The 23786-nt window shown below is 62.4% G+C and carries 20 protein-coding genes and 1 pseudogene; 7 read left to right on the top strand and 14 right to left on the bottom strand.

Annotation, left to right across the window (positions count from 1 at the left end; genetic code table 11):
* Positions 1-53: 53 nt before the first annotated feature.
* The 3 genes from pyrH to rpsB all read right to left on the bottom strand — a co-directional run bounded on the left by pyrH (position 54) and on the right by rpsB (position 2694).
* Entirely contained in the window at positions 54-767 is a 714-nt protein-coding gene (gene pyrH, locus CLV85_RS05790; RefSeq protein ID WP_100388617.1) for a UMP kinase, read from the bottom strand.
* Between the two features lie 164 nt (positions 768-931).
* Positions 932-1759 carry a translation elongation factor Ts gene (tsf, locus tag CLV85_RS05785; protein ID WP_100388616.1) on the bottom strand — a complete coding sequence of 276 codons (828 nt, stop codon included), beginning with the start codon at positions 1757-1759 and terminating at the stop codon, positions 932-934.
* Positions 1760-1770: 11 nt separating this feature from the next.
* Entirely contained in the window at positions 1771-2694 is a 924-nt protein-coding gene (gene rpsB / locus CLV85_RS05780; protein ID WP_100388615.1) for a 30S ribosomal protein S2, read from the bottom strand.
* Between the two features lie 321 nt (positions 2695-3015).
* Here rpsB and CLV85_RS05775 point away from each other — a divergent pair, with 321 nt between their 5' ends.
* Complete coding sequence (locus CLV85_RS05775; protein WP_100388614.1) at positions 3016-3507, top strand: M23 family metallopeptidase; 492 nt, start codon at positions 3016-3018, stop codon at positions 3505-3507.
* A 64-nt stretch (positions 3508-3571) separates the two neighbouring features.
* On the opposite strand, the gene CLV85_RS05770 is transcribed toward CLV85_RS05775, so the two are convergent.
* Positions 3572-5740 (bottom strand): MMPL family transporter, encoded by a 2169-nt coding sequence (locus CLV85_RS05770; protein WP_229820295.1) that lies wholly within the window; start codon positions 5738-5740, stop codon positions 3572-3574.
* A gap of 77 nt (positions 5741-5817) precedes the next feature.
* Here CLV85_RS05770 and CLV85_RS05765 point away from each other — a divergent pair, with 77 nt between their 5' ends.
* Entirely contained in the window at positions 5818-6396 is a 579-nt protein-coding gene (locus tag CLV85_RS05765; RefSeq protein ID WP_100388613.1) for a MarR family winged helix-turn-helix transcriptional regulator, read from the top strand.
* A 129-nt stretch (positions 6397-6525) separates the two neighbouring features.
* Here CLV85_RS05765 and CLV85_RS05760 read toward each other — a convergent pair whose 3' ends face one another.
* Complete coding sequence (locus tag CLV85_RS05760; RefSeq protein ID WP_244899824.1) at positions 6526-7434, bottom strand: tyrosine recombinase XerC; 909 nt, start codon at positions 7432-7434, stop codon at positions 6526-6528.
* Positions 7435-7490: 56 nt separating this feature from the next.
* On the opposite strand from CLV85_RS05760, the gene CLV85_RS05755 reads away from it, so the two are divergent.
* A complete protein-coding gene (locus tag CLV85_RS05755) occupies positions 7491-8300 on the top strand; it encodes an SDR family NAD(P)-dependent oxidoreductase (RefSeq protein WP_100388611.1) in 810 nt (269 codons plus the stop codon).
* Here CLV85_RS05755 and CLV85_RS05750 read toward each other — a convergent pair.
* The 3 genes from CLV85_RS05750 to putP form a co-directional block, all read right to left on the bottom strand.
* Entirely contained in the window at positions 8297-9184 is an 888-nt protein-coding gene (locus tag CLV85_RS05750; RefSeq protein WP_100388610.1) for an NADPH-dependent oxidoreductase, read from the bottom strand. The genes CLV85_RS05755 and CLV85_RS05750 overlap by 4 nt on opposite strands.
* A gap of 81 nt (positions 9185-9265) precedes the next feature.
* Positions 9266-10195: a phosphodiesterase gene (locus CLV85_RS05745; RefSeq protein WP_100388609.1), complete on the bottom strand. Its 930-nt coding sequence runs from the start codon at positions 10193-10195 to the stop codon at positions 9266-9268.
* A 171-nt stretch (positions 10196-10366) separates the two neighbouring features.
* Positions 10367-11887, bottom strand: a complete 1521-nt coding sequence (gene putP / locus CLV85_RS05740) for a sodium/proline symporter PutP (protein WP_100388608.1) — start codon at positions 11885-11887, stop codon at positions 10367-10369.
* A 298-nt stretch (positions 11888-12185) separates the two neighbouring features.
* On the opposite strand from putP, the gene CLV85_RS05735 reads away from it, so the two are divergent.
* Both CLV85_RS05735 and CLV85_RS05730 read left to right on the top strand, forming a co-directional pair.
* Entirely contained in the window at positions 12186-12743 is a 558-nt protein-coding gene (locus tag CLV85_RS05735) for a TetR/AcrR family transcriptional regulator (RefSeq protein ID WP_100388607.1), read from the top strand.
* Positions 12744-13026: 283 nt separating this feature from the next.
* Positions 13027-14397, top strand: a complete 1371-nt coding sequence (locus CLV85_RS05730; protein ID WP_229820297.1) for an MFS transporter — start codon at positions 13027-13029, stop codon at positions 14395-14397.
* A gap of 13 nt (positions 14398-14410) precedes the next feature.
* Here the strand turns inward: CLV85_RS05730 and dprA are convergent, their stop codons facing one another.
* The 4 genes and pseudogenes from dprA to CLV85_RS05710 all read right to left on the bottom strand — a co-directional run.
* Complete coding sequence (gene dprA, locus CLV85_RS05725) at positions 14411-15703, bottom strand: DNA-processing protein DprA (RefSeq protein WP_189621829.1); 1293 nt, start codon at positions 15701-15703, stop codon at positions 14411-14413.
* Positions 15700-17232, bottom strand: coding sequence for a YifB family Mg chelatase-like AAA ATPase (locus CLV85_RS05720; protein ID WP_100388604.1), 1533 nt, complete (start codon positions 17230-17232; stop codon positions 15700-15702). Before CLV85_RS05720 ends, dprA begins: the two co-directional genes overlap by 4 nt.
* Positions 17229-17585, bottom strand: coding sequence for a YraN family protein (locus CLV85_RS05715; protein WP_100388603.1), 357 nt, complete (start codon positions 17583-17585; stop codon positions 17229-17231). Before CLV85_RS05715 ends, CLV85_RS05720 begins: the two co-directional genes overlap by 4 nt.
* Positions 17586-17768: 183 nt before the next feature.
* Positions 17769-18113: pseudogene (locus CLV85_RS05710) on the bottom strand (ATP-binding protein); the annotation flags it as partial.
* Between the two features lie 214 nt (positions 18114-18327).
* Here CLV85_RS05710 and CLV85_RS13330 point away from each other — a divergent pair.
* On the top strand, positions 18328-19311 hold the full coding sequence (locus CLV85_RS13330) for a hypothetical protein (RefSeq protein ID WP_147433350.1): 984 nt from the start codon (positions 18328-18330) through the stop codon (positions 19309-19311).
* 451 nt (positions 19312-19762) lie between these two features.
* Here CLV85_RS13330 and CLV85_RS05695 read toward each other — a convergent pair whose 3' ends face one another.
* Positions 19763-20383 (bottom strand): LysE/ArgO family amino acid transporter, encoded by a 621-nt coding sequence (locus tag CLV85_RS05695; RefSeq protein WP_100388600.1) that lies wholly within the window; start codon positions 20381-20383, stop codon positions 19763-19765.
* A gap of 28 nt (positions 20384-20411) precedes the next feature.
* Here CLV85_RS05695 and CLV85_RS05690 point away from each other — a divergent pair, with 28 nt between their 5' ends.
* Positions 20412-23393, top strand: coding sequence for an FAD-binding and (Fe-S)-binding domain-containing protein (locus CLV85_RS05690; RefSeq protein WP_100388599.1), 2982 nt, complete (start codon positions 20412-20414; stop codon positions 23391-23393).
* A 59-nt stretch (positions 23394-23452) separates the two neighbouring features.
* Here the strand turns inward: CLV85_RS05690 and CLV85_RS05685 are convergent, their stop codons facing one another.
* A complete protein-coding gene (locus CLV85_RS05685; RefSeq protein WP_009772690.1) occupies positions 23453-23776 on the bottom strand; it encodes a DUF2469 domain-containing protein in 324 nt (107 codons plus the stop codon).
* Positions 23777-23786: the final 10 nt, after the last annotated feature.

Below are 23786 nucleotides of genomic sequence, written 5' to 3'. Positions count from 1 at the left end.
TTGCGCGGCACTCGGAAATCGTTTAGCTTGGTGGGTTTTCGAATAGCAGAGCGCTATCCGTGCACGCGAGTGCCGATCTGTTCACCGACAATGGCGCGCGTGAGGTTTCCGGCCGGCTCCATGCCGAACACGAGCATCGGCATCGAGTTATCCATGCACAGGCTGAACGCAGTCGAGTCAACAACCTTCAAGCCCTGAACGAGAGCGTCTTGGAAGCTGATTGACTCGAGCTTGCGGGCATCGGGGTTGTTGCGGGGGTCAGCGTCGTAGACGCCATCCACACCATTTTTAGCAACGAGCACTTCTTCGGCACCGATTTCGAGGGCACGCTGGGCGGCCACTGTGTCGGTCGAGAAGTAAGGCAGGCCAGCGCCCGCACCGAAGATAACAACGCGACCCTTTTCGAGGTGACGCTCTGCACGCAACGGAATGTACGGTTCAGCGACCTGAGTCATGGCAATGGCAGACTGCACGCGCGTTGCTACGCCGGCCTGCTCCAAGAAGTCTTGAAGGGCGAGGGCGTTCATGACGGTGCCCAACATGCCCATGTAGTCAGCACGGCCACGGTCCATACCGCGCTGGCTCAGTTCGGCTCCACGGAAGAAGTTACCTCCACCAACGACAATCGCGATTTCTACCTGGGCGGATGCCGCAGCGATTTCCTTGGCGAGTGCCGAGACAACATCCGGGTTCACACCCAGCTGACCACCACCGAACGCTTCTCCCGATAGTTTCAGTAGCACTCGGCGTTTGCGTTGAGTTGTCATCGTCTTCTTTCCGTGTTGATGTTCATATACAGGCTATTGCGTTGTGGTGCCTTCAGCACGAGCGCACAGCAGATTCGCCGCAAGCCGCGCTGGGCCGCCACCGGTGGTGCGCGCACAATAAAGGCCCGAGGCAATAGAGCCTCGGGCCTTCATCACACTGAGTGTTAGGCGCCTACCTTGAAGCGAGCAAAACCGGTAACGGTGATGCCTGCAGCTTCGGCGACCTTAGCGATCGAGAGCTTGTTGTCACGAGCGTAATCCTGGTCAAGCAGCGAAACCTGCTTGAAGAATGCGCCGAGACGGCCTTCTACGATCTTGGGAAGAGCAGCGTCAGGCTTGCCCTCTCCGCGGCTGATTTCCTCAACGATGCGACGCTCGTTCTCGACATCTTCTGCCGGAACGTCGTCGCGCGAGAGGTAGGAAGGAGCAGCGAACGAGATGTGCTGAGCGATTCCGCGAGCGGTCTCTGCATCGTCACCCGTGTACGCGACAACAACGCCAACCTGCGGAGGCAGGTCCTTGTTGGTGCGGTGCATGTAGATCTCGAACGAGTCGCCCTCGAGCTTGGCCAAGCGGCGCAGCTCGATCTTCTCACCGAGGATTGCTGCTTCGTCGCTGATCAGGTCTGCAACCGTAGCCGAGCCCGCAGTTGCTGCGAGGCCCTCTTCAACAGTCGAAGCACCAGCGGCCGAAACGGCTGCAACAACGGCTTCGCCGAGAGCAACAAACTTGTCGCCCTTTGCTACGAAGTCGGTCTCGCAGGCGAGCTCGATGATGGTCGTTGCTGATCCAGCGGACTGTGCGGCGATGAGGCCTTCGCTGGTGGAACGGTCGGAACGCTTGGCGTTGCTCTTGGCACCGCGCAGACGAAGAAGCTCAGTGGCCTTCTCGAGGTCACCGCCTGCCTCAACGAGAGCGTTCTTCGTTTCGACCATGCCGGTGCCGAGGCGCTCGCGCAGGGTCTTGAGGTCTTCGAGGCTAAAGTCTGCCATTGTTCGAATCCTTACTTCTTGTCGTCAGCTGCATCTGCAGCCTTCGCGGGGGTCTTCTTTGCTGCGGGCTTAGCAGCAGCGTCATCAGCCTTTGCCTCGTCCTTGTCAGCCTTGGGCTCTTCAGCCTTTGCTTCGTCAGCCTTGGGCTCTTCGGTCTTTGCTGCAGCAGCATCTGCGTCAGCCTGGCCAAGAAGTTCAGCTTCCCATGCAGCCATGGGCTCTACTTCTTTGCCCTCTTCTGGCTTCTGGTGACGCTGGATGAGGCCCTCAGCAGCAGCGTCAGCGACGATGCGAGTGAGGAGACCAACCGAGCGGATGGCGTCGTCGTTACCCGGGATCGGGTACGCAACGTCGTCGGGGTCGCAGTTGGTGTCGAGGATGGCGATAACCGGGATACCAAGCTTGTGAGCCTCGTCAATGGCGAGGTGCTCCTTCTTGGTGTCGACGATCCAGATGGCCGAAGGGGTCTTCGTGAGGTTACGGATACCACCGAGGCTCTTCTGCAGCTTCACAAGCTCGCGCTTCTGAATGAGGAGTTCCTTCTTGGTGAAACCACGAGTGGTGTCGTCGAAGTCGACCTCTTCGAGTTCCTTCATGCGCGCAAGACGCTTGGAAACCGTCTGGAAGTTGGTGAGGAGTCCACCGAGCCAGCGCTGGTTGACGTAGGGCTGGCCTACGCGCAGTGCCTGCTCCGCGATGGAACCCTGTGCCTGCTTCTTGGTACCAACGAAGAGGATGGTTCCGCCGTGTGCGACGGTCTCCTTGACGTAGTCGTAAACTGCGTCGATGTGACCCAGCGACTGCTGAAGGTCAATGATGTGGCTGCCCGAGCGCTCGGTCAGAATAAAGCGCTTCATTTTCGGGTTCCAACGACGAGTCTGGTGTCCGAAGTGTACGCCGCTGTCGAGCAGCTCGCGGATGGTTACGACGGCCATGGCCGTTCTCCTTTTCTGGCTCACTGGCGCGCATGGCGGCAATGGCCTTCTCAGTTAATACTCGCTACCGGTTGGCGCGAATCCTAGTGCCCGGGCATACCTCCGCCCCGATCGCAGTGCTGCACGAAAGGGGACTGAGTGGAGATAGCGGCCGTGTGTTGAAGTAGTTGTACTGCAACGGGGCACGCGTAGTCACCGCGAATACACGCGGTGCTGCCAAAATCATACCATCGCTCCCCCACAACAACGTCACTGATTTCCGTTTTCCCCGGAAGCGGTTTTCTCGCGACGAGCCCCGCGTGAATTCTCGACACTGGGTGGATGATTCGAGCCCCGTTGTGCATGATTCTTGCCATTCTCATCGCCGTGGTGACCGGCGCGAGCGCCCCCGTGAGCGCTGAAGCCGGGTGGAGTTGGCCGGTGGAGGCACCGCATCCGATCATCCGGCCCTATATCGCGCCCGAAACCCCCTACTCTGCTGGACATCGCGGGATCGACATCGGTGCCGGTGCGTCAATCGAGGTGCGGGCTCCAGCCGCGGGCGTGGTGCACTTCGCCGGCACCGTTGTCGATCGCCCGGTGTTGTCGATTCGGCATTCGGGCGGACTCATCACGAGCTACGAGCCTGTAACGAGCGCGCTGGCTCGAGGCGACCCCGTGGCGCAGGGTGAGATTGTGGGCGAACTGCAGCCAGGGCACTGCTCCGTCTCGTGCCTCCATTTTGGCGTGCGCCTCAATGGCGAGTACGTGTCGCCGCTGAACTACCTCGGAGCGATTCCGCGCGCGATCCTCTTGCCCACAAGAAAGCCCTAGCCGGGTTCGAGCGCGAAGCGCAGGAACCCGACTAGGGCCAGTTTTCCGTGATCCGAACGGAGACTTAGTGGTCGATTTTGTGCTTGGGAGCAGCGTCGCCCTCGGCGTGCTTCGGAGTGTGCTCGGTCGAGTGCGCCGGAGCGTGGGTACGAACGTGATTGCCCGATCCCTTCGGAGTGCGCACTTCAGCGCCCACCGAGATCACCCGAGTCGGCCACCAGAACTTCTCCCCCAGCATGAACGCGAGCGAAGGAACAATCACGGTTCGCACGAGGAGGGTGTCGAGCAGTACACCGATACAGACGATGATTCCGATTTGTGTGAGCGTTATGAGCGGCAGCACTCCGAGCACCGCGAAGACCGCGGCGAGCAGAATACCGGCACTCGTGATCACACCGCCAGTCGACGAGAGTGCCCGAATCATGCCCTGGCGAGTGCCGTATTCGACAGCTTCTTCTCGAGCGCGAGTGACCAAGAAGATGTTGTAATCGACACCCAGCGCCACCAAGAACAGGAAGCTAAACAGCACAACGTTCGTATCGATCGCCGGGAAGTCGAACACCGTCTGGAAGAGCAACCAGCTAGCACCGAGGCTCGCGAAGAACGACGCAACAACCGTGAGCAGCAGCAGGATCGGAGCAACCAGCGAACGGAGCAACAACACCAACACGATGAATACGAGGCCGAGGATGAGCGGGATGACCAAGTCTTGGTCGGACTGCTGAGCCCGCTCGACGTCGAGAGCCTGCGCATCCAGCCCACCGACGAGCGCGTCAGCACCGTCGATTGTGGAGAGTTCAGCACGGAGCGCCTCAATAGCGGCGAACGACCCTTCAGTCTCGGCCGCGTCATCCAACACCACACTGATCTGCGTGATCGTGGAGGTGCTTTCGCCGATTCGAACAGCATCAACGCCGTCGACACCTTCGGCAGCCTGGGCTGCTTCTTCGGCGTAGTCAGAGTTCACGATGACCGACGCCGGCGAACCGCTGCCGGCGGGGAAGGCATCCGCAATGAGCTCTTGGCCCTGCACTGCTTCGGGAACCTGCGTGAAGCTCTCAGTCTGCGAGAGGCCGATTTTGATCTGCGGCACGCCCAAGGAGAGCGCTCCGAGCACAATGGCACCAAGGACGGCGACAACCACGGGCTTCTTGGAAACGAGAACACCGAGCTTGTGCCAGACGCCGCGCTCAGCGCTGCCCTCAGTGCCGAACTTGGGAATGTAGGGCCAGAAGAGGCCACGACCGAAGAGCACGAGAGCGGCAGGCAGAACAACGAGTGCAAAGATCATGGCAATAACTACACCCGTGGCACACGCGATGCCGAGGGCACGGTTGCCCTGAAGCTCGGCAAACACGAGCGTTAGGAGGGCGAGTACCACGGTGCTACCGCTGGCGATGATGGCGGGGCCCGCACCACGCAGGGCACGAGACATGGCTTCACGGCGATCCTCGACCAGGCGCAATTCGTCGCGGTATCGCGCAATCAACAGGAGCGCGTAGTTAGTACCAGCACCGAAAACGAGTACGGAGAGGATGCCAGTGACGGAAGCATCCAACTGGATGCCGGCAAGAGTGGCAACGCGAGCGGCAACGATGCCCGCGAGACCGTCAGCAGTACCCACCACGATGAGCGGCACGAGCCACAACCACGGGCTGCGGTAAGTGACGAGCAGCAGCACAGCGACCACGATGACGGTCGTGAGGAGAAGAGTGAAGTCAGCGCCCTCGAAGACGGCAGCGATGTCGACAGCGAACCCTTCCGGGCCACTCAATAGAGCGGAGAGACCATCGGGGAGGTCTGCGTTTGCTTCGGTGCGAATCTCGTCAGCACGCTCCGCCTGTTCGCCCGCTTCAGTGAGCTTGTCGAGCGGAACCGTGACGAGGGCTGTCGTGCCATCGTCAGAGAACGACGGCGGCGGAACGAATCCCTCGGCGGAGAGTTCGCTCAGCGAACCCGTCGCGTCAGTGATCGCGGCAATGTCGTCGTCGGTGAGATCGCCGCTTTCACGGGTGTAGACGAGCAGCGCGACTGTGGAATCGGCGCCCGGCAGGTCTTCTGCCGCAGCAGCGGCCTGGGCTGATTCGGCGGAATCGGGAAGACCAACGCCGGGAAGTGCGCCCTCTTCATTGCCGGAACCGGCAGCAAAGATCGCGCCAGCGGCGAGGAATGCGGTGACCAACACGATCCACGAAGTCTTTCGGGCGGTGATGAACGTCCTGAGGCGAGACATCGCTCTCCTTCTGAAGCAAAGTACTTCGATTAACTAGATATTAGACAAGTTAGAAACATACAGGTAAAGTATTCACCATGCAACACACCGAACCCGCCATGGAGCGCCCCCAAGCACGCCGCCCCACCCAACTGCTGCGGGACATCCTCGACATCAGCGAAGAGTTCGAGGAGCACGTCGGCCGCACGCTCTCCGTCAATGCCACTGACCTCGAAGCGATGGAACACCTGATCATGAGTGGGCCGCTGCCCCCGACTGAACTTTCGCGCCGCCTCAATATTTCAACTCCGGCGGTTACCGCCTCGATTGACCGCCTGATAGGCGTCGGTCACGTCACTCGCGAACAGCACCCGACCGACCGCCGCAGCGTCGTCGTCGTACCCAATCCGCGTTCTGTTGAAACCGCTATGGCAACTTTGATGCCGATGATTATGGGCATCGACCGCGTACTCGACAACTTCGATGACACCGAGAAAGAGGTCATCGAGCGATACCTCAACCAGGTCGTCACGATTTATCGTGAGCAACTTCCCGACCCCGCCGACATTCCGGCGCCGAAGCCGGCCGTCGCCCCGCCCAAGATTGATCCGCCCGGACCGCGGCGCTCGTCGTGGAAGCCTGAGACCCAGGTCGGGCCGACAATTTTCGGCAGCTAGATCGCGTTAGCCGCACACATCACGCACTGCCGGCGAGCTCGGCCCCCGAGGTCTCGCTACCCAGCCCGGTCACGCTCGCGGGTGCGCAATCACGCTCGCGGATGCGCGGTCACGCTCGTGGGTGCGCTGTCACGCTCGTGGATGCGCGGTTCGGTAGCTTTCACGCAAGCGCTCGGTGGAAACGTGCGTGTACAGCTGAGTCGTGCCCAAACTCGCGTGCCCGAGGAGTTCTTGCACGGCGCGCAAGTCGGCGCCGCCATCGAGCAAATGAGTGGCCGCCGTGTGCCGCAAGGTGTGCGGCCCTGATCCGCCCGACCCCGGAACATCGGCCAGCAAGTGCGCAATCACTTCGTACACCGTTCGCGCACTGAGCCGCTTTCCCCGGGCTCCAACGAACAGCGGAGCTGCTCCCCCGCTTTCCGTCGTCAGTTGACTCCGGCCGCGCTCGAGATAGTCACTGAGTGCCCGCTGGGCCGGGATGCCGAACGGAACAACACGTTCCTTCGAGCCCTTACCCATCACTCGCACGGTGAGTCGCGAATCGTCGACATCGTTGGCGCTTAAACCCACGAGTTCGCTCACCCGCAGTGCCGAAGCGTACAAGAGCTCGACAATAGCTCTGTCCCGCAGCGCAATCGGGTCGGACGAAGAGGCGCGCGCCTCAACACTCTGCAACATCTCGGCCATTTGGTCGCGGTTGAGAACCCGGGGCAAATGACGCTCGGCCTTGGGCGCTTTGAGCCGCGCCGCGGCATCCACTTCGGTGTGGTGGTTAGCAGTCAGCCAGGCGCTGAAAGCTCGGGCGGCTGCTGCGCGGCGAGCGAGCGTCGCCTTAGCGAGGCCGTCTTGCGACGACTGCCAGAGCCACTCGCGCAGCAACTCGAGATCGAGATCGGCAGGTATCGTCGCAGCGCGCTCAGCAGCAAAATCGACAAGCGTGGTGAGATCGGAACGATACGAGCGGATCGTATGCACGCTAAAGCCGCGGTCTGCCGAGAGGTACTCGACAAACACATCCACGAGCCGGTGCAGGTTCACGTGTCTATCGTGCGGCATGCTGCAGACATTCGTGTACGACGCGATAGCGTTTCGGGATGACCACTCCATCTTCAGCGCAGCACGTCGGCACCGCTCTCGTGACGGGAGCGACCTCAGGGCTGGGCGCAGAGTTCGCCCGCCAGCTCGCCTCAGCCGGCCACAACCTGATTCTGGTGGCGCGCGACCGCGCTCGCCTCGAGAGTGTGGCGGAGTCGCTGCGCTCGGCTTTCGGCGTGCACGTTGAGGTGCTCGGCGCCGACCTCACTAACCCGGAGCAGCGGGCAACGGTTGAAGAGCGGCTCGCTTCCACGGAGCATCCGGTGAGCTATCTCGTGAATAACGCGGGCTACGGCCTTGCGCAGGAGTTCGAAAAGAACTCCGTCGATGACGAAGAGCGGATGCTCGAGATCTTGGCCACGGTGCCCATGCGCCTCAGCCACGCTGCGCTCGGGGGCATGCTCGCCCGAGGCTCAGGCACCATCCTGACGGTCGCGAGTATCGCAGGAGGGGCGCCGCTCGGAATGTATGCAGCCGCTAAGACGTGGCCGCTGAGCTTCAGCCGCTGGGCTAATGCGCACTACCGCCACCGCGGTGTGACTTTCAGTGCGGTCGCGCCCGGTTTCGTTCGCACCGAATTTCATGCCCGCCTCGGCATCGAACGCTCCGACATGGCACCGAAGTGGATGTGGCTCAACGCGGACTTCGTGGTTCGCTCGGCTCTGCGCGCGGCAGCCCGCGGTCGCGGACTCTCGGTTCCGAGCATCCGCTACAAATTGGTTTGGGCACTCATGAAGGTGGCTCAGCCGCTCATTCTTGTTGCGGTGGCGCGATCTAGCCGCGCCGAGTCCGCGAAGGTTGCCGGCTAGCGAATCGGAAAGCCGCGCGCCTCAACTTCGGCCTTGAGATGATCGCGCAGGGCAGCGGACGGCCCGGTCACCCCATCGGGCTTGCTCGTGCGGCGAGCAGTGTGCTCAGCCCAGCCGTATTCGGCATCCGGAATGTCAGCAGCACCGCCGCCAACCTGGCGCCCCGCATAGAGGCCGTTGGCGATCATGACGTCGTCGTACTCCCGCACGTGCTTTTCGACATCCGCACTGGAGTATTGCTCGCGGTGCACGACGGCCTCGCTGGACAGGCGCGGCTTTGTGCCCCGCCGAACGCCCTCTTTCGGATACCCGATCGTGAGCCCCGCCACGGCAAAGACGCCCTGCGGCAGCCCCAGCTCTTCGGCGATCGCGCTCGGGCTATTGCGCACCGATCCGATGGGCACGGTGCCGAGCCCCAAGGATTCGGCGGCGACGAGCGCGTTCTGAAGCGCAAGCGTGGCATCGACGGATGCCGTCAAGAACATCTCGAGATTGTCTGCCCCGAAAGCGCGCCCCTGACGCTCGGCCAGGTAGTGGAACCGCGACACGTCTGCACAGAAGATGAGCATGACGGGAGCCTCGGCGACGTAGCGCTGGTCGCCGACAAGGTGGGCCAGGCGGGCACGACGTTCGGCATCCTCAACGACAATGATGCTGAAGGCTTGAAGATTTGACGATGTCGGCGCGCTGCGAGCCGAGACCAGAATGGCCTCGAGAACTTCCGCCGCAAGCGGCGTCTCTTCGAAGCTACGAATCGACTCGTGACTCGTGAGCACCTTAATGGTGTCGGTGACAAACTCGGGCGAAATCTCGCGCTGCTCTTGTTCGATGCGTGTGGTCGGTGCAGTGTGTGTCGGTGCAGTGTGTGTCGAGCCCAAAGTCATACCGCAATGATTTCACGCTCAACTGGGTACGTAATGCACGAGGTGCCTCACGACGACAGCTACCGCGCACTCGTCGGCGCTTTAGTCGGAGGCAGCAACTTCAGCAGCATTGAAGGTGGAGTTCTTGGCCGAGAATGTTTCGAGCCGCTGCTCGGGAGTCATCGCCTCGATCTGTGCCCACGCTTCTGCTGAGTGACCCGTGATCTCCGCGGTGTCGCCCACCGGGATGATCGAGTGGACGGTTTGCTTCTCGTACACGTGCACCACGTTCACGGCCTGGCCATAGTCGACGCCCGAAAGCAGCCGATCTTCGGCGCTCAAGTCGAGCGTGTAACACGTCGCCGAAGCGACCGAGACGGGAATGCCCGCGAAGGTCGAGTGGGTGGAGTAGTGCAAATGCCCTGCCAGAATCGCGCGTACGTCGCTGCCCTGCAGCACCTCCGCCAGGCGCTCTTGGCGCTGCAATTCGAGCATGCCCATTGCTTCGAGCATGGGGGTGGGGATCGGTGGATGATGCACAGCGAGCAGCGTGCCGTGCGGTGCGGGGGTTGCCAGTTCGGCCCGCAGCCACTCCAACTGCTCGTCGCTAATGTCGCCGTGGTGGTAACCCGGCACCGTGGTGTCGAAGGAGATGATGCGCAGCCCGTCGATCATGTAGACCCGGTCTTGCGGAGCATCCGATTCGTCATCGAAAAGGAGCTTGGAGTACTGGTCGCGCTCGTCGTGATTGCCCATGACCCAGATGATTTCCGCGTTCATGCGCTTTGCGGCGGGCTCCACAATTTCGCGAAGACGTACGTAGGCGTCGGGCTCCCCCAGATCGGCGAGGTCCCCGGTGAAGACGATCGCTTGCGGGTTGGCAGTCGATCGCTCGAGTTGGGCAAGAGCTTGCTCGAGGTGCTCGATCGTGTTGACCGCCCCGTAGAGCGGTCGGCCGCCCGCAAGCAAATGGGTGTCACTCACGTGAGCGATGACGTGGCTGGGGGCAGGGTACTGACCTAGTTGAATCACACGCCCAGCCTAGGCCTGCCTGGTGTCATTCAATAGGGCATTCGCGAGGCGGTGCGAATGCCCGCGTGCTCAAATCGTGCCAGTTAACGCAGGATGCCCGCCGCCACAGCTGTGGTCGACGGGCATCCTGTACTTACTACGCCCGGTGGGGCGCTAGTCGATCGCGCAGAACTAGTCCTTCTTGTCGAAGACCGGCAACGTGACCGTTCCGGTGCGAACACCTTCGACGGCGGAGTCAAACTCTGTGACGATGTTGTCGCTGTGCTTGAAGGTGAACAAGCTCACGACGATCGCGACAACGATGTTGAGGATGAAGCCGGGCACGATTTCGTACATGACACCGGAGAGCGCATCGCTGTTGCCCCAGATGACGACGGTGACGGCACCGGCGATCATTCCGGCGATAGCGCCGGGCGCGGTGAGCTTGCGCCAGAAGAGTGACAGCAAGACGATCGGTCCGAACGCGGCACCGAAGCCAGCCCAGGCGTAACCGACAAGGTCGAGCACAGACGCCTTCGGGTCAAGCGCGATGATGATCGCGACAACCGAGACGACGAGAACACCAATGCGACCAAGAACAACCTGTGCCTTCGGAGTTGCTTCCTTCTTCGCGATGATCTTGAAGAGGTCCTCGACGAGAGCCGACGACGACACGATCAACTGCGAGGAAATCGTGCTCATCACAGCGGCGAGCACTGCAGCGAGAACGAAACCGGCGATGAGCGGGTGGAAGAAGATCTGCGAAAGCTCAAGGAAGACCTTCTCGGGGTCGTCCAGCGTGAGCTCGGGGTTCTGCTGGAAGTACGCGATACCGATGAGGGCCGAAGCGAGCGCGCCCAAGACCGAAACGATCATCCAGCTGATGCCGATGCGGCGACCGGCTACGGCATCCCCGGGTGAACGCAGCGCCATGAAGCGAACCAGGATGTGCGGCTGACCGAAGTAGCCAAGGCCCCACGCTGCAGCGGAGATTGCGGCAATCGCGGACCCGCCGAAGAGGTTGAGCATGTCGACTTCTTCAGTGCTCACTGCGCGGATTGACTCAATTGCGCCGTCGACGCCACCAACCTGAGTGATACCGATGATCGGTACAGCGATGAGGGCGAGGAAGATCATGATGCCCTGAACGACATCCGTGTAGGTCGCACCGATGAAGCCACCGAAGAGGGTGTAGAGAACGGTGACGCCGCCGACAAGGAGCATTCCGAGAAGGTACTCAGAGTTGAATGCGCTCTCGAAGAACTTTCCGCCGGCGACCATTCCGGAGGAGACATAGAACGTGAAGAAGACGAGGATGATGATGCCGGCGGTGATGCGCAAAATGTGCGTCTTATCGCGCAGGCGGTTCTCGAAGAGGCTCGGTACCGTGATCGAGTTCTTCGATACTTCGGTGTAGGCACGCAGTCGCGGGGCTACGAACTTCCAGTTGAGCCAGGCACCGATGGTCAGACCGATTGCGATCCAGCCCTCTACGAGGCCTCCTACGTAGAAGGCACCGGGGAGTCCGAGGAGCAGCCAGCCGGACATGTCAGATGCGCCAGCGCTGAGCGCAGCAACGCCGGGGCTGAGCTTGCGGCCTGCGAGCATGTAGTCATCGAGGTCGGTTGTCCTCTTGTACGCCCACCACCCGATACCGAGCATTGCGGCCATATAAATGACCATCGCAATAATTTGGAAGGTTAGATCGTTCACAGTGTTGCCTTTCGTCTGCGCGGCGGTGGGCTTGGCTGTCTACCTTTGCAGAGATAAGGATTAGTAACAATCTCAATCGACGCACATAAAAGGTAAGAGTTTCTAATGGTTACCGCGCAGAGTGCGGCGATTTCGCAAGATTTTGGCGTAGACACAGGAGTTTTGCGCCCGTCGACGGTGGCGTGCAACTTTCAACAGCATGCGGTCAGAGTGCTTTGAGGTTCGATTTGCGGCGACGACTTCCCTGTGCAGGCAACAAAGATTGCACCCAGCCATGAGTGAGTGTACATTCACTCATATGCCTGCTTCGACCACTCTCTCTACCGCCGAGCTTCGCCGCCCTATCGTCGCCGCTGCCGCCCTCAGCGAGTTCGCCCGCGGCGGCTTTCACGGCACCACGATCGCCGACGTTGCGCGCGAAGCACGCATCTCCCCCGCCTACGTCTTCAAATTGTTCCCCGGCAAAGAGGCGCTTTTCGTTGCCGCACTCGAAGCCTGCTTCGACGAAGTGATCGCCGCGCTCAGCAGCGGGGCGGATGCCGCATCCGACCAGTCCCCTACCGGCATCCTCGATGCGATGGCCGACGCCTACGCCGAACTCATTGGGGATCGTCGACTCTTGAGTATTCAAGTGCACGCGCAGTCGATCACCCACATTCCCGAGGTCGGGGCCGGGCTGCGGGAAGGCCTGGCTCGCGTCACGTCGTTTGCAAAGGAACGCTCGAACGGCAGCAATGCTGATGTGCAGCGCTTCATGGCGTACGGGCAGCTCTGCCACCTGATCGTGACAGCAGGCGTCGAGGGCGAAACCCAGCCTTGGGCTGAGATCTTGACCCACGGCATCCGGCACCCCTGAGCGCAGCGCGCTGAGGGGTGCGTCGCCGCCCTTCTTCCCACTCATCCTCCGTTCTTTGTTTACCCCAAGGAGCCGTTCGCCTAGCTTTCTCCAAGAGTGAGTGATCAATCACTCATCAATCTGCTCGTCTGTTCTTTTGTCTGTTCGTTCGTTATCTCAACCTCAAGGAGTTCTCGTGTCTACTGTTCCTTCTCTCCCTCCTCGGACTGCGCGCCGTGCTGCATCTGCAAGCGATGGCGCCTCTCGATTGCCTCGCAGCGGTAGACGCTGGTGGGCGCTTAGTGTGCTGGCGCTCGCTCAGTTCTTGGTAGTTCTCGATGCATCGATCGTGAATATTGCGTTACCGGTCGTGGGCGTCGAGTTGCAGATGTCGACGGCCGCTCTTGCGTGGGTGATCACTGCTTACGTGCTCGCGTTCGGCGGGCTGCTTTTGTTGGGCGGTCGTCTGGCAGATCGGTGGGGCCATCGGCGAGTGTTCTTGGCGGGCGTCATCATATTTGTGCTCGCTTCTGCAGCCGCAGGCTTTGCAGCTTCCAGCGGAATGTTGCTGGCAGCTCGTGCCGTGCAGGGCGCAGGAGCAGCATTGCTAGCTCCTGCTGCGCTGGCCTTGCTGACCCACCTGTTTCCCAAGCCTGGTGACCGGGCCCGCGCTTTGGGCGTGTGGGGAGGCGTCGCGGGCATCGGGTCTGCGGCAGGTGTTCTACTCGGTGGTGTACTCACGTCATCGTGGGGTTGGCAGTGGGTGTTCTTTGTGAACGTGCCGGTGGGAGTGCTGGTGTTAGCGACCATTCCGTTTCTCATTTCTCGAGACGAGCGCACGGCATCCGGTGTCTTGGATCTTCCCGGTGCGGTGTCGGTGACGGGTGCGCTCGTGGCGACGGTGGGCATGTTCAGTGCGACGGAACAGCTTGGCGTGCTGCACCCGGTCACGCTGATGCTTGCCGGGCTGGCCGTCGCGCTGACCGCCGTGTTCATTGTGGTGGAGCGTCGCGCTGTCGAACCGCTGGTTCCGTTGGCAATTTTCTCGAACCGAAGTGTGGCGGTCGGCAACGTAGCGATGTTGCTGTTGGGAGCGACGATGGTCGCGTTGTTCTTTGCGCTGTCGGTGTTCATGCAAGCTGTGCTGGGCTTTGACGCTCTGACGGCGGGGCTCACTCAGCTGCCTCTCGCGGGTGCGTTGGTGGTGGTCGCAGGGGTCGCCCCTGTTGCGGTGAACCGCTGGGGGCTGCGACGCACACTCAGTGTTTCCTTCGTTGTACTGGCCAGTGGATTGGTGTGGTTGTCGTTCGCTCCTGCGGATGCCGGTTTCGCTTCGAATCTGCTCGGGCCGACTCTCGTGATTGGGGTGGGTTTGGGGGCCGCCTTCGTCACTGCTACTCAGCTCGCTGTCGCTGGTGTCGATGGCGGCGAGGCCGGTCTCGCTGGTGGTTTGGTGAACACGAGTCAGCAGATCGGTGGGGCGTTGGGGCTTGCCGTGTTGGCAAGCCTGGCCGCGATGCGGACGGATGCCCTGCTCGAAACTGGGGCTTCGACTCCCGTCGCACTCTCAAGCGGCTTCTCGTGGTTGTTCTTGGGAGCGGGGGTGCTGGCGATGTTGGGGGCGGTCATCGTAGGCGTGATCCGCCTCGAGTCGCCCGAAAACGCCCGTCGGTGACACCAGTTTGCGCTCACGCTCGGCGGCTGCGTTCGGATGCCACACGCTTCCAACCGCGCTCGGTCTCCGTGACGCGGCCGTCGAGTTCGAGCAGGCCGAGCTGGGCGCGAACCGTGGAGATTGCGAGCCCGCTGCGCGCGGCTACATCGTCGGCGGAACGGGCGCTGCGAGCGCTGAGGGCGTCGAGAAGACGGACCGCGTCAGTGTCACGCGGGCTGCTGGAATCCGAGCCCGCGCTTGAAGAGGCTGCGGACTGCTCCGCGCCCGCCACCTCATCAATGGTGAGCAGCGCGTGCTCAAGCGGCGCCAGTTCCGCCATCTGGTCCGGGTTGGTGACGCACACGGCGTCGTAGTCACGGATGAGACGGTGACAGCCCGCGGAGGCGGCGCTGGTAACCGGGCCGGGCACCGCTCCCAGCGGTCGGCCCAAGGTGGCCGCGTGGCCAGCGGTATTGAGAGAACCGGATCGCCAGCCCGCTTCGAGAACTACCGTCGCCATGCTCGCCGCAGCTATTAATCTGTTGCGCTGCAAAAACCTCCACTTGGTGGGTGGTGAGCCGCACGGGAGCTCCGAAATGACGACGCCGTTCTCGACAATGCGGCCGAGAAGCGCGTCGTGGCCGCTGGGGTAGAAACGGTCTACTCCCCCGGCGAGGAAAGCGACGGTGAGCCCGTGACTGGCTAGAGCAGCGCGGTGGGCCATGCCGTCGATTCCGTAGGCGGCACCGGACACGATCGTGTAGCCACGATCCACGAGCCCGGCGGAAGCCTCCATCGTGATGTGTTCGCCATAGCCGGTGGCAGCGCGGGCTCCGACGAGGGCGATGCCGCGTTCGATTCCGGCAAGGGCTTCATCGGTTCCACGAACCCACAGCGCCGAGGGGGCGTGCCAGTCGAGATCGTTGAGCCGCGACGGCCACAGCGTGTCGTCGGGCGTGAGTAGCCGAGCGCCGAAACGGGCGGCCTGACGCAGAGCGATGAGCGCGGTGTTCGACTTGAGCCGTGGCATCCACCGGTCGATTGCTTGGGCCATATCGTCGTCGCCAACCGCATCGCCGTCAGCCGAGAGCGTTGCAGCGAACCGCTCGGGATCCCAGTGCTCGACAACGGCGGTGAGCGCGCGCACAGCTCCGAGCTGTTGGATGGCGCGACCGGCCAAGCGGTCGCCGGGCTCGGCCAAGCCGCTCCACGTGGCGCGGGCGAAACGTTCTTCGATCGCATCGCGGTCGAAGTCTTCACCGCCACCGACGCTGACTGCCCTGACGAGAGTGGCTACTTCTGATTCTTTGAGTCCAAACATGGTCACTGGGACATAGCCTTTCTGAGGTAGAGCGCTTGCCCAACGTGGGTGTCGTCGGGTCGGGAATCGTCGGCGAGGTCGGCAAGCGACCACGCGACACGGAGTACGCGGTCGTACCCGCGCATAGTGATGCCTCCGCGCTCGAGAGCGCGGTCGAGACCCGCGGTGACTTTGGGTGTCAGCCGTAACTCGCGGCCACGCAAGTAGGAACCCGGCACGTGGGAGTTGAGCCGCCACGGCGTAGCTTCGAGGCGAGCCGCGGCACGCTCGCGAGCAGCGGTGACCTTGGCTCGGGCATCCGCTGTAGAGAGCGAGGGTCGCTCCCCGGCCAAGCGCAGTTGAGCGCTCGTGATGCGCTCGACTCGAAACTGAATGTCGATGCGATCAAGCAGCGGCCCCGAAAGACGTGCGAGATACCGCCGCCGACTGTTGGGCGGACACGTGCACTCGCTGTCGCGCGCACCCCACTGCCCGCAAGGGCAGGGGTTGGCCGCCATCACGAGTTGAAAGCGGCCCGGGAAGTGGGCAATCGCATTCGCTCGGTGGATGCTGATAACCCCCGATTCGAGAGGTTGCCGCAATGCGTCCAGCGCTGCCGGTGCAAACTCGGGCGCTTCGTCGAGAAAGAGCACTCCGTCGGAGGCTCGGGCGGCAGCACCCGGACGTATCTGCGAGCTGCCGCCTCCCACGAGCGCCGCGGCCGTCGCCGTGTGATGGGGCGCTTCGAGCGGTGGTCGAGTCGTGAGGCTACTGCCGACCGGGAGTCCGGCGAGCGAACGAATGGAGGAAACTTCGAGGGCCGCCTGCGGATCGAGATCGGGCAAGAGCCCGGGCAGTCGCGCAGCGAGCATGGTCTTCCCGGCGCCGGGAGGGCCAAGCAAGAACACGTGGTGGCCTCCGGCGGCAGCAACGAGCATCGCGTCGATCGCGTCGCTGCCGCCGATCATGTCAGCGAGATCGCCCGAAGTCTCGGGTGCCGCTTCGGGCGCGGGCCGGGTGATTACCTCGACCGGTTCGGGCTCGAACTCTCCGCCATGCCAGATGGCGGCATCCCGCAGCGAGGGCACCGCGATCACGCGCATGTCGGGAACGAGGGATGCCTCATCGGCGTTGCCGCTCGGAACCATGACCGTCGTGAATCCTGCCCGCGACGCGGCAAGCACCGCGGGCAAGACACCGTTCACTGGCCGCAAGCGCCCGTCGAGGCCGAGCTCTCCGATGTGGAGCACTCGGTCGATCGATTCTGCCGGGATTGTTCCCGAGGCGGCGAGCGCCGCGAGCGCGATTCCGAGGTCGAAGCCGGAACCGTGTTTGGGAAGCGCAGCCGGCGACAGGTTGACGGTGATTTTGCGATTCGGCAGCCCGCATCCGGAGTTCGTTGCGGCTGCCCGCACGCGATCTTTTGCCTCGCCCAGCGCGGTGTCGGGTAACCCAATAAGGACGAACCCGGGAAGGTTGTTGGAGAGGTCTGCTTCGATCTCCACGATCGCACCTTCGAGCCCGAGCAGGGAAACGGCGTACGTTCTACCGATCACGAGATGCGCTTCAACTGTTCGATCTCAACGACGCCACGAGACGGCACGATTACCGCAATGGCATCAATGCGCACGGAAGCACCAGATCCCGGATGATCATCACACCAGGCCGCAGCGAGTCGCCGCAGCCGCGCGAGTTTGGTGGCAGTGATTGACTCGAAGGGATGCCCAAACATCACACTCGAGCGAGTTTTGACCTCGACGAAAACTAGCTCGTCGCGCTCGCGCGCCACAATGTCGAGTTCCCCCTGCGAACACCGCCAATTGCGGTCGAGGATCTCAAGCCCTGCACTAGTCAGGTGGTCGGTCGCGAGCTGTTCGCCACGGGCGCCGAGTTCATCTTTTGCTGCCATGACTCAAGCGTCGCGTCGCAGCACAGCAGTGAACGAGGCTGGGCACAATGTGGGAGAAGACTCACCCACGCGCCCCGATGGGGAGGACTAGTGGGCTACTCGGCCGCGCTGCCCGCTTCAAACACCGAGACGCTGAACCACACACCGTCGTCGACGGTAACCCTGAGCTTCAAGGTGGACGGGTCAGCGTCGAACGGCTCCGTAATACTCGTCATTGCCGCAGTCCCGCGCTCGCTCGCACAGTGGTCGCTCCCCCGCTAAGCGCAATTGCGCGCTCGTGATGCGCTCGACCCGAAACCGGATGTCGATGCGGTCGAGCAGTGGCCCCGACGAACGTGCGAGGTGATGTCGATGGTTGTTCGGCGGGCACGTGCATTCGCTGTCGCGCGCACCCCACTGACCGCAGGGGCAGGGGTTCGCCGCCATCACGAGCTGAAACCGGCCGGGGAAGTGAGCAATCGCGTTGGCGCTATGGATGCTGATGATCCTTGACTCGAGAGGTTGCCGAAGTGCGTCCAGTGCTGCCGACGCGAACTCGGCGCTTCAGCATCCATTGGAAAGCACACCGTAGTGGACTACTTTCACTCAAGTCTCCTGCGAACCATTTGCCGCGTTGGATCTCCGTAGTGCCCAATTGCGTATCTGGTTTAGTCGGATCATCTTTATACGCGTCGACATGTGTGATCACCAATGCCCCCGAGAACGGGAGGCATGACCTAAGAGATCTGCGAGAATACTTCACGTGAGTGAGAAACAAAATGCAAATGGAAGTGGACTGCCGCCGAAGATCCGTCGCTCGGTAGCCATCTGGGCCTGCGTTCTCGCCGGCCTCGGATCCGCAGTCATGACCGGGATGATTGTTGCAGCAATTGATCGTCCCCTGCGTGCACCGATTGGCGCATGGGCGTCGGAATTTATCAAAAGTCCGGGTTTTGCGGGAATTTGTGCCTTGATCGCCGCAAGCCTGGCGTTGTGGGGCATTCTTAATCAAGTCACAGTCGCAAAACGAAATTTGGAACATCAACGTGAGGCTAACGATAGCCATGCATGGTGGGCACGTTTCGAATGGGCCGCTACACGTGCTGTACCCGTTTCAAAAGATGAAACACCTTTGCCATATAACGCCGTTCTCAGTACACTCACGGGTCTTACCGAGTCCGCTACCGATGATGTTCAACGAGGAGCAGTTGGCGCGATCAGCCAAGTTGCGGCAGCACAACAAGATGACACACACGGGGCTGATGACTTGCCCGCAGACCCGAGCCGTGCAATGGAAGAGTCAAGGATAAGTCTTCTTCAAAAGTATGCAGACGTCGCTGGCGATACACCTGCCCGTTCAACTGCCATCGAGGGACAGCTATATGAGCTTCTCGTTATCCAAGCTTTGAAAAGGGTTTTACCTCCCCACAGCGTTAGCACCGAAACGTTTAGGGGCGCGTCGGGTGCCCGGCTTATTCGCCCAGATGCTGTTGTGATCCATAAGGGAAAACGAATCATTGTGGAAGTGAAGTCCTACAGGAGACAGCAACGGTTGAGCCCGAGCGCGACAGCACAGATTCGTTCGCTTGTAGAAACTTCGGGCGCGGAAGCGGCGATCGTTATCGCACCAATCGAGCTTCAGCTAGACCCAGTCAGTCAATCTGAGGGCTCGATCACAGCATCTGTCTGGACATCGCCGAATGATGATGACAACCTCCGCGCTGCCCTAGAACAGGCAACTTCGTAGATGGGTGCCGCCAAGAAATCTTCAGTGCGAGCCAGCAAGGGTTGCAACTACCAGGTGCAATAGTGATCGTGCGTGCCTAAGCGAGAACTGGAACGAACACCTCAGTTGGGTGCTCCCATTCTAGCCGCCAGCCTGGTCAAAACGGGGCTGATCAGCGAGCGAATCCCGATCGTGCAGATTCAGATTCCGCTAAAGCCACTCGCGCTCGGCAACCGCCTGAGCGCTCAACTTGTTCGCAGCACTTCCTCCGGCTTGAAGTACTCCATGAAGAGGCGCCGACCCTTCGGATGCCTGTGGCGAAGTCGTCATACAGCCGGTGAGCCCGAGAACGATTGCAACGCCAACAAGAGCGACTCCAGCACTACGCAAGGTTGATTTTTAGCACTCCTTTCGACATCCGTCTAGAGAATCTAAAATTGTCAGGAAAGAGCGTTCAAATAGCGAAAACTGACTACGCGAACAACCCGGCAATCAAGCTACCCGCCAGCACGACCATGACTACCGCGATCAGGATGTCGAGCACCCGCCACGCCATCGGCTTGGCGAACAGTGGTCGCAGATAGCGACTGCCATAACCAATCGCTGTGAACCAGATCACGCTGCCGAGGCAGGCCCCGAGCGCGAACCACCAGCGGTTGTCGCCGTAGGTTCCGCCGATGGAGCCGAGCAACAGCACGGTGTCGATGTACACGTGCGGGTTGAGCCAGGTGAGCGCGAGCGCTGTCGAGAGGGCGGCGGCGAGCGTCATCCCGGTTCCGGATGCTGTTGCGGTGAGGGCTTGCGGTCGGGCCGCCCGGCGAAGCGACAGGAACGCATACACGAGGAGGAAGATCGCTCCACCGACGCGGGCGATCACGAGCAGCCACGTCGCTTGCTCGATGAGCGCTCCGAGGCCTGCGACACCGGCGGTGATCAACACAATGTCGGAGAGCATGCACACGAGCACCACTGCGGTGACGTGTTCCCGCCGCAGCCCTTGCCGCAGCACGAACGCGTTTTGGGCGCCGATCGCAATAATCAGCGAGAGCCCAAAGCCGAGCCCGGCGACGACGACGGCAAAGATCGGAAGCATGAGATGACTCTAGGGGCAGAATGGGTGCATGCCGACCACGCCATCGCCGGAGCACCGTGACCTCGTTCACGCGCTGAGTTCTGCGGTGCGCGGCGAGGTCGATGACTCTACGCGCCGCCGCGCCGAATACTCGAGCGATGCCTCGAACTACCGGGTTGTGCCGCAAGTCGTTGTGTTTCCGCGTGACACCGACGACGTGCTCGCAGCGCTCTCGGTTTCTCGCGACAGTGGCACTCCCCTTACCTCGCGCGGCGCTGGAACGTCAGTCGCCGGCAATGCCATCGGAACCGGCATCGTGGTCGACTTTTCTCGCCACCTCAACCAGATTCTTGAGATCGATGCGGATGCCCGCACCGCCCGCGTGCAGCCGGGCACCGTGTTGGCCACTCTCCAATCCGCCGCGCAGCCTCATGGTCTGCGCTTCGGCCCTCACCCCTCGACGTGGTCGCGCTGCACCGTCGGAGGCATGATCGGCAACAACGCCTGCGGCGCTCATTCTCTGCAGTTCGGCAAAACGGCCGACAACGTGAAGAGCCTTGACGTGATCGATGGCCTCGGGCGACGCTTCACCGCGGCTAATGACCCGACCATCGTTGATGGTCTCCCTGACCTTGTCAGCAGTAACCTCGCGATCATCCGCACCGAGCTCGGCCGCTTCGGCCGCCAAGTGTCGGGCTACAGCCTCGAACACCTCCTGCCCGAGCACGGCAATAATCTCGCGCGCAGTCTCGTCGGCACCGAGGGCAGCCTCGTGACGCTTCTCGAGGCGACCGTTGATCTGGTGGCTCAGCCCCAGCATCCGCTGCTCGTCGCCCTCGGCTACCCCGACATGGCGACCGCCGCCGACGCAGTGCCCGCCTTGCTCGCCCACCACCCGAGCGCCATCGAGGGCCTCGATGCCCGAATCGTGGATGCCGTGAGCCGCGCCCGCGGAGCCCGCGCCGTCGCCGCCCTGCCCGCTGGCGCCGGCTGGTTGCTCGTCGAGGTCACGGGAGACGACCCCGCGGAGACCCTCCAGCGCGCGAACCTCCTCGCCGCCGATGCTGCGGCGATCGAAGCCCGCGTCATCACCGATGCGGCAGCTGCGAAGCAACTGTGGCGCATCCGCGAAGATGGGGCCGGACTCGCCGGGCGCACGGCCTCCGGAACGCAAGCGTGGCCCGGCTTCGAAGACGCCGCCGTACCTCCGGAACGCCTCGGCGCCTACTTGCGTGAATTCGACGCCCTGCTGGCCGACTACAACATCGAGGGGATGCCGTACGGCCATTTCGGTGATGGTTGCGTTCATGTGCGACTCGATATTCCTCTCGCGACCGATGGCGCAGTCTTGCGCGCCTTCGTGGATGACGCCGCCACCCTTGTCGCGTCCCATGGCGGCTCGTTGTCGGGCGAACACGGCGACGGTCGCGCACGCAGCGAACTGCTGCCGCGCATGTATTCGCCGGCCGCAATCGACCTGTTCGGGCAGTTCAAGCGACTCTTCGATCCGAACAATCTGATGAACCCGGGCATTGTTGTCGACCCGGCTCCGGTCGATGCCGCTCTGCGTCGCCCGGCAGCGCTGCCGCTCATCAAGATCAATGGTTTCGCGTTTAGCGACGACGATGGCGATCTCACCATCGCGAGCCACCGCTGCGTCGGAGTTGGCAAGTGTCGCGCCGACAACTCGGCCAGCCACGGCGTCATGTGCCCCTCGTTCTTAGCGACCGGCGACGAGAAGGATTCCACTCGCGGCCGCGCCCGCGTGCTGCAAGAAATGGCCAACGGCACTCTCGTGACGGGCGGAGTGAACTCGCCCGAAGTGCACGACGCCCTCGACCTCTGCCTCTCCTGCAAAGCCTGCGCAAGCGACTGCCCCGCTGGCGTCGACATGGCCACCCTCAAAGCCGAAGTGTTGCACCGCCGCTACGAGGGAAAACTGCGCCCCCGCAGCCACTACCTCCTCGGCCAGCTGCCGCGCTGGGCACGCCTAATCTCGCCGATCGCCCCGCTCGCGAATGCCCTACTGCGCGTGCCACTCGTGCGAAGCATCGCCCTCTGGGCCGGTGGAATGGATGCTCGGCGCACCTTCCCCGCCTTCGCCCGTCACCCCTTCCGCTCGAGCTCCGAGGCTCGCGCCCTGCGCGCTGCGCCACCGACCGAGACAGCCACCGCAGGACGGGCAACCCCCGCCACCGCAACCGCCGCCCCCACTCTCGCCGCCCCCGCTCTCGCCGACTCCGCTCTCGCCGACTCCACTGCGACCGCCGCGACCACCGTCAGCAACTCATCCGCAACCCCACGCCCCCAAGTCCTCCTCTGGGCCGACTCCTTCACCGACAACTTCTCGCCGGAGATCGCCCGCGCCACGATCCGCGTGCTGGATGCGGCCGGCTATGAGATCCTGCTTCCGGAACGCGATGTGTGTTGCGGCCTCACCTGGATCACCACCGGGCAGTTGGCGGGCGCGCGCCAGAAACTCACCGACCTGGTGGGCGAGTTCTCTCGTTACACCGACCGCGGCATCCCGATCGTCGGCATGGAGCCCTCGTGCACGGCGGTGCTCCGCTCCGACCTGACCGAGGTTCTGCCCGACAGCCCCGCGGCGGCAGCAGTCGCGCGCTCCACCTTCACACTCTCCGAGCTGCTCACCGCGCCGGTACCACTGGGGCCAGCCAACTGGCAACCGCCCGGCCTCAGCGATCAGACCTTTGTCGTTCAACCGCACTGCCACCAGCACGCGGTCATGGGCTTCGACGCCGATCGCGCGCTGCTCGCCGCCACGGGAGCAACCGTCACCGAGATCAGCGGATGCTGCGGGCTCGCCGGAAACTTCGGCATGGAGAAAGGGCACTACGACGTGTCGGTCGCGGTCGCCGAGAACGGCATCCTGCCTGCTCTGCGCGCTGCGGCATCCGACAGCACGCTGGTGGCCGACGGCTTCTCGTGCCGCACGCAAGCATCACAACTCGCGAACGCCGAGGGCAAGCACCTCGCGGAAGTTCTCGCCGCTGCGCTTCCCGAGCGCTAAAGGCTCAGCGAACGCCAGCCACTCGCGCAACGTGTCAGTACGCCAACCAGCGACACGCGCTATTCGTCGAGCGCGAGTTCCTTCGGCAGTTCGAGGTCCTTGGCACTGAGCTCTTCGATGTTGACGTCCTTGAACGTGAGCACGCGAACGCTCTTCACGAAGCGGTCGGAACGGTAAACATCCCATACCCACACGTCGGTCATCGAGAGCTCAAAGTAGAAGTCGTGCTCGGTATCGCGGCGCACCAAATCGACCTCGTTGGCCAGGTAAAACCGCCGTTCCGTCTCAATCACAAAACGGAACTGGCTCACTACATCGCGGTATTCGCGGTACAGCGCAAGCTCGACCTCGCGGTCGTAGTCTTCAAACTCGTCTTCATCCATGCTGCCCTTA

Origin of the sequence: Salinibacterium amurskyense, assembly GCF_002797685.1 — a bacterium.
In the GTDB taxonomy this organism is placed as follows: Bacteria; Actinomycetota; Actinomycetes; order Actinomycetales; family Microbacteriaceae; genus Rhodoglobus; species Rhodoglobus amurskyensis.
This window is presented reverse-complemented; position numbering and strand designations above follow the sequence as displayed.

Bases quoted from the DNA above. Each gene is read 5' to 3' on its own strand.
- CLV85_RS05765 (WP_100388613.1), top strand. From the start codon at position 5,818: ATGCAACACACCGAACCCGCCATGGAGCGCCCCCAAGCACGCCGCCCC.
- CLV85_RS05755 (WP_100388611.1), top strand. From the start codon at position 7,491: ATGACCACTCCATCTTCAGCGCAGCACGTCGGCACCGCTCTCGTGACG.
- pyrH (WP_100388617.1), bottom strand. From the start codon at position 767: ATGACAACTCAACGCAAACGCCGAGTGCTACTGAAACTATCGGGAGAA.
- tsf (WP_100388616.1), bottom strand. From the start codon at position 1,759: ATGGCAGACTTTAGCCTCGAAGACCTCAAGACCCTGCGCGAGCGCCTC.
- CLV85_RS05715 (WP_100388603.1), bottom strand. From the start codon at position 17,585: ATGGCAGCAAAAGATGAACTCGGCGCCCGTGGCGAACAGCTCGCGACC.
- CLV85_RS05770 (WP_229820295.1), bottom strand. From the start codon at position 5,740: ATGTCTCGCCTCAGGACGTTCATCACCGCCCGAAAGACTTCGTGGATC.
- CLV85_RS05695 (WP_100388600.1), bottom strand. From the start codon at position 20,383: ATGCTTCCGATCTTTGCCGTCGTCGTCGCCGGGCTCGGCTTTGGGCTC.
- CLV85_RS05690 (WP_100388599.1), top strand. From the start codon at position 20,412: ATGCCGACCACGCCATCGCCGGAGCACCGTGACCTCGTTCACGCGCTG.
- rpsB (WP_100388615.1), bottom strand. From the start codon at position 2,694: ATGGCCGTCGTAACCATCCGCGAGCTGCTCGACAGCGGCGTACACTTC.
- CLV85_RS05750 (WP_100388610.1), bottom strand. From the start codon at position 9,184: ATGACTTTGGGCTCGACACACACTGCACCGACACACACTGCACCGACC.
- CLV85_RS05735 (WP_100388607.1), top strand. From the start codon at position 12,186: ATGCCTGCTTCGACCACTCTCTCTACCGCCGAGCTTCGCCGCCCTATC.
- CLV85_RS05685 (WP_009772690.1), bottom strand. From the start codon at position 23,776: ATGGATGAAGACGAGTTTGAAGACTACGACCGCGAGGTCGAGCTTGCG.
- CLV85_RS05775 (WP_100388614.1), top strand. From the start codon at position 3,016: ATGATTCGAGCCCCGTTGTGCATGATTCTTGCCATTCTCATCGCCGTG.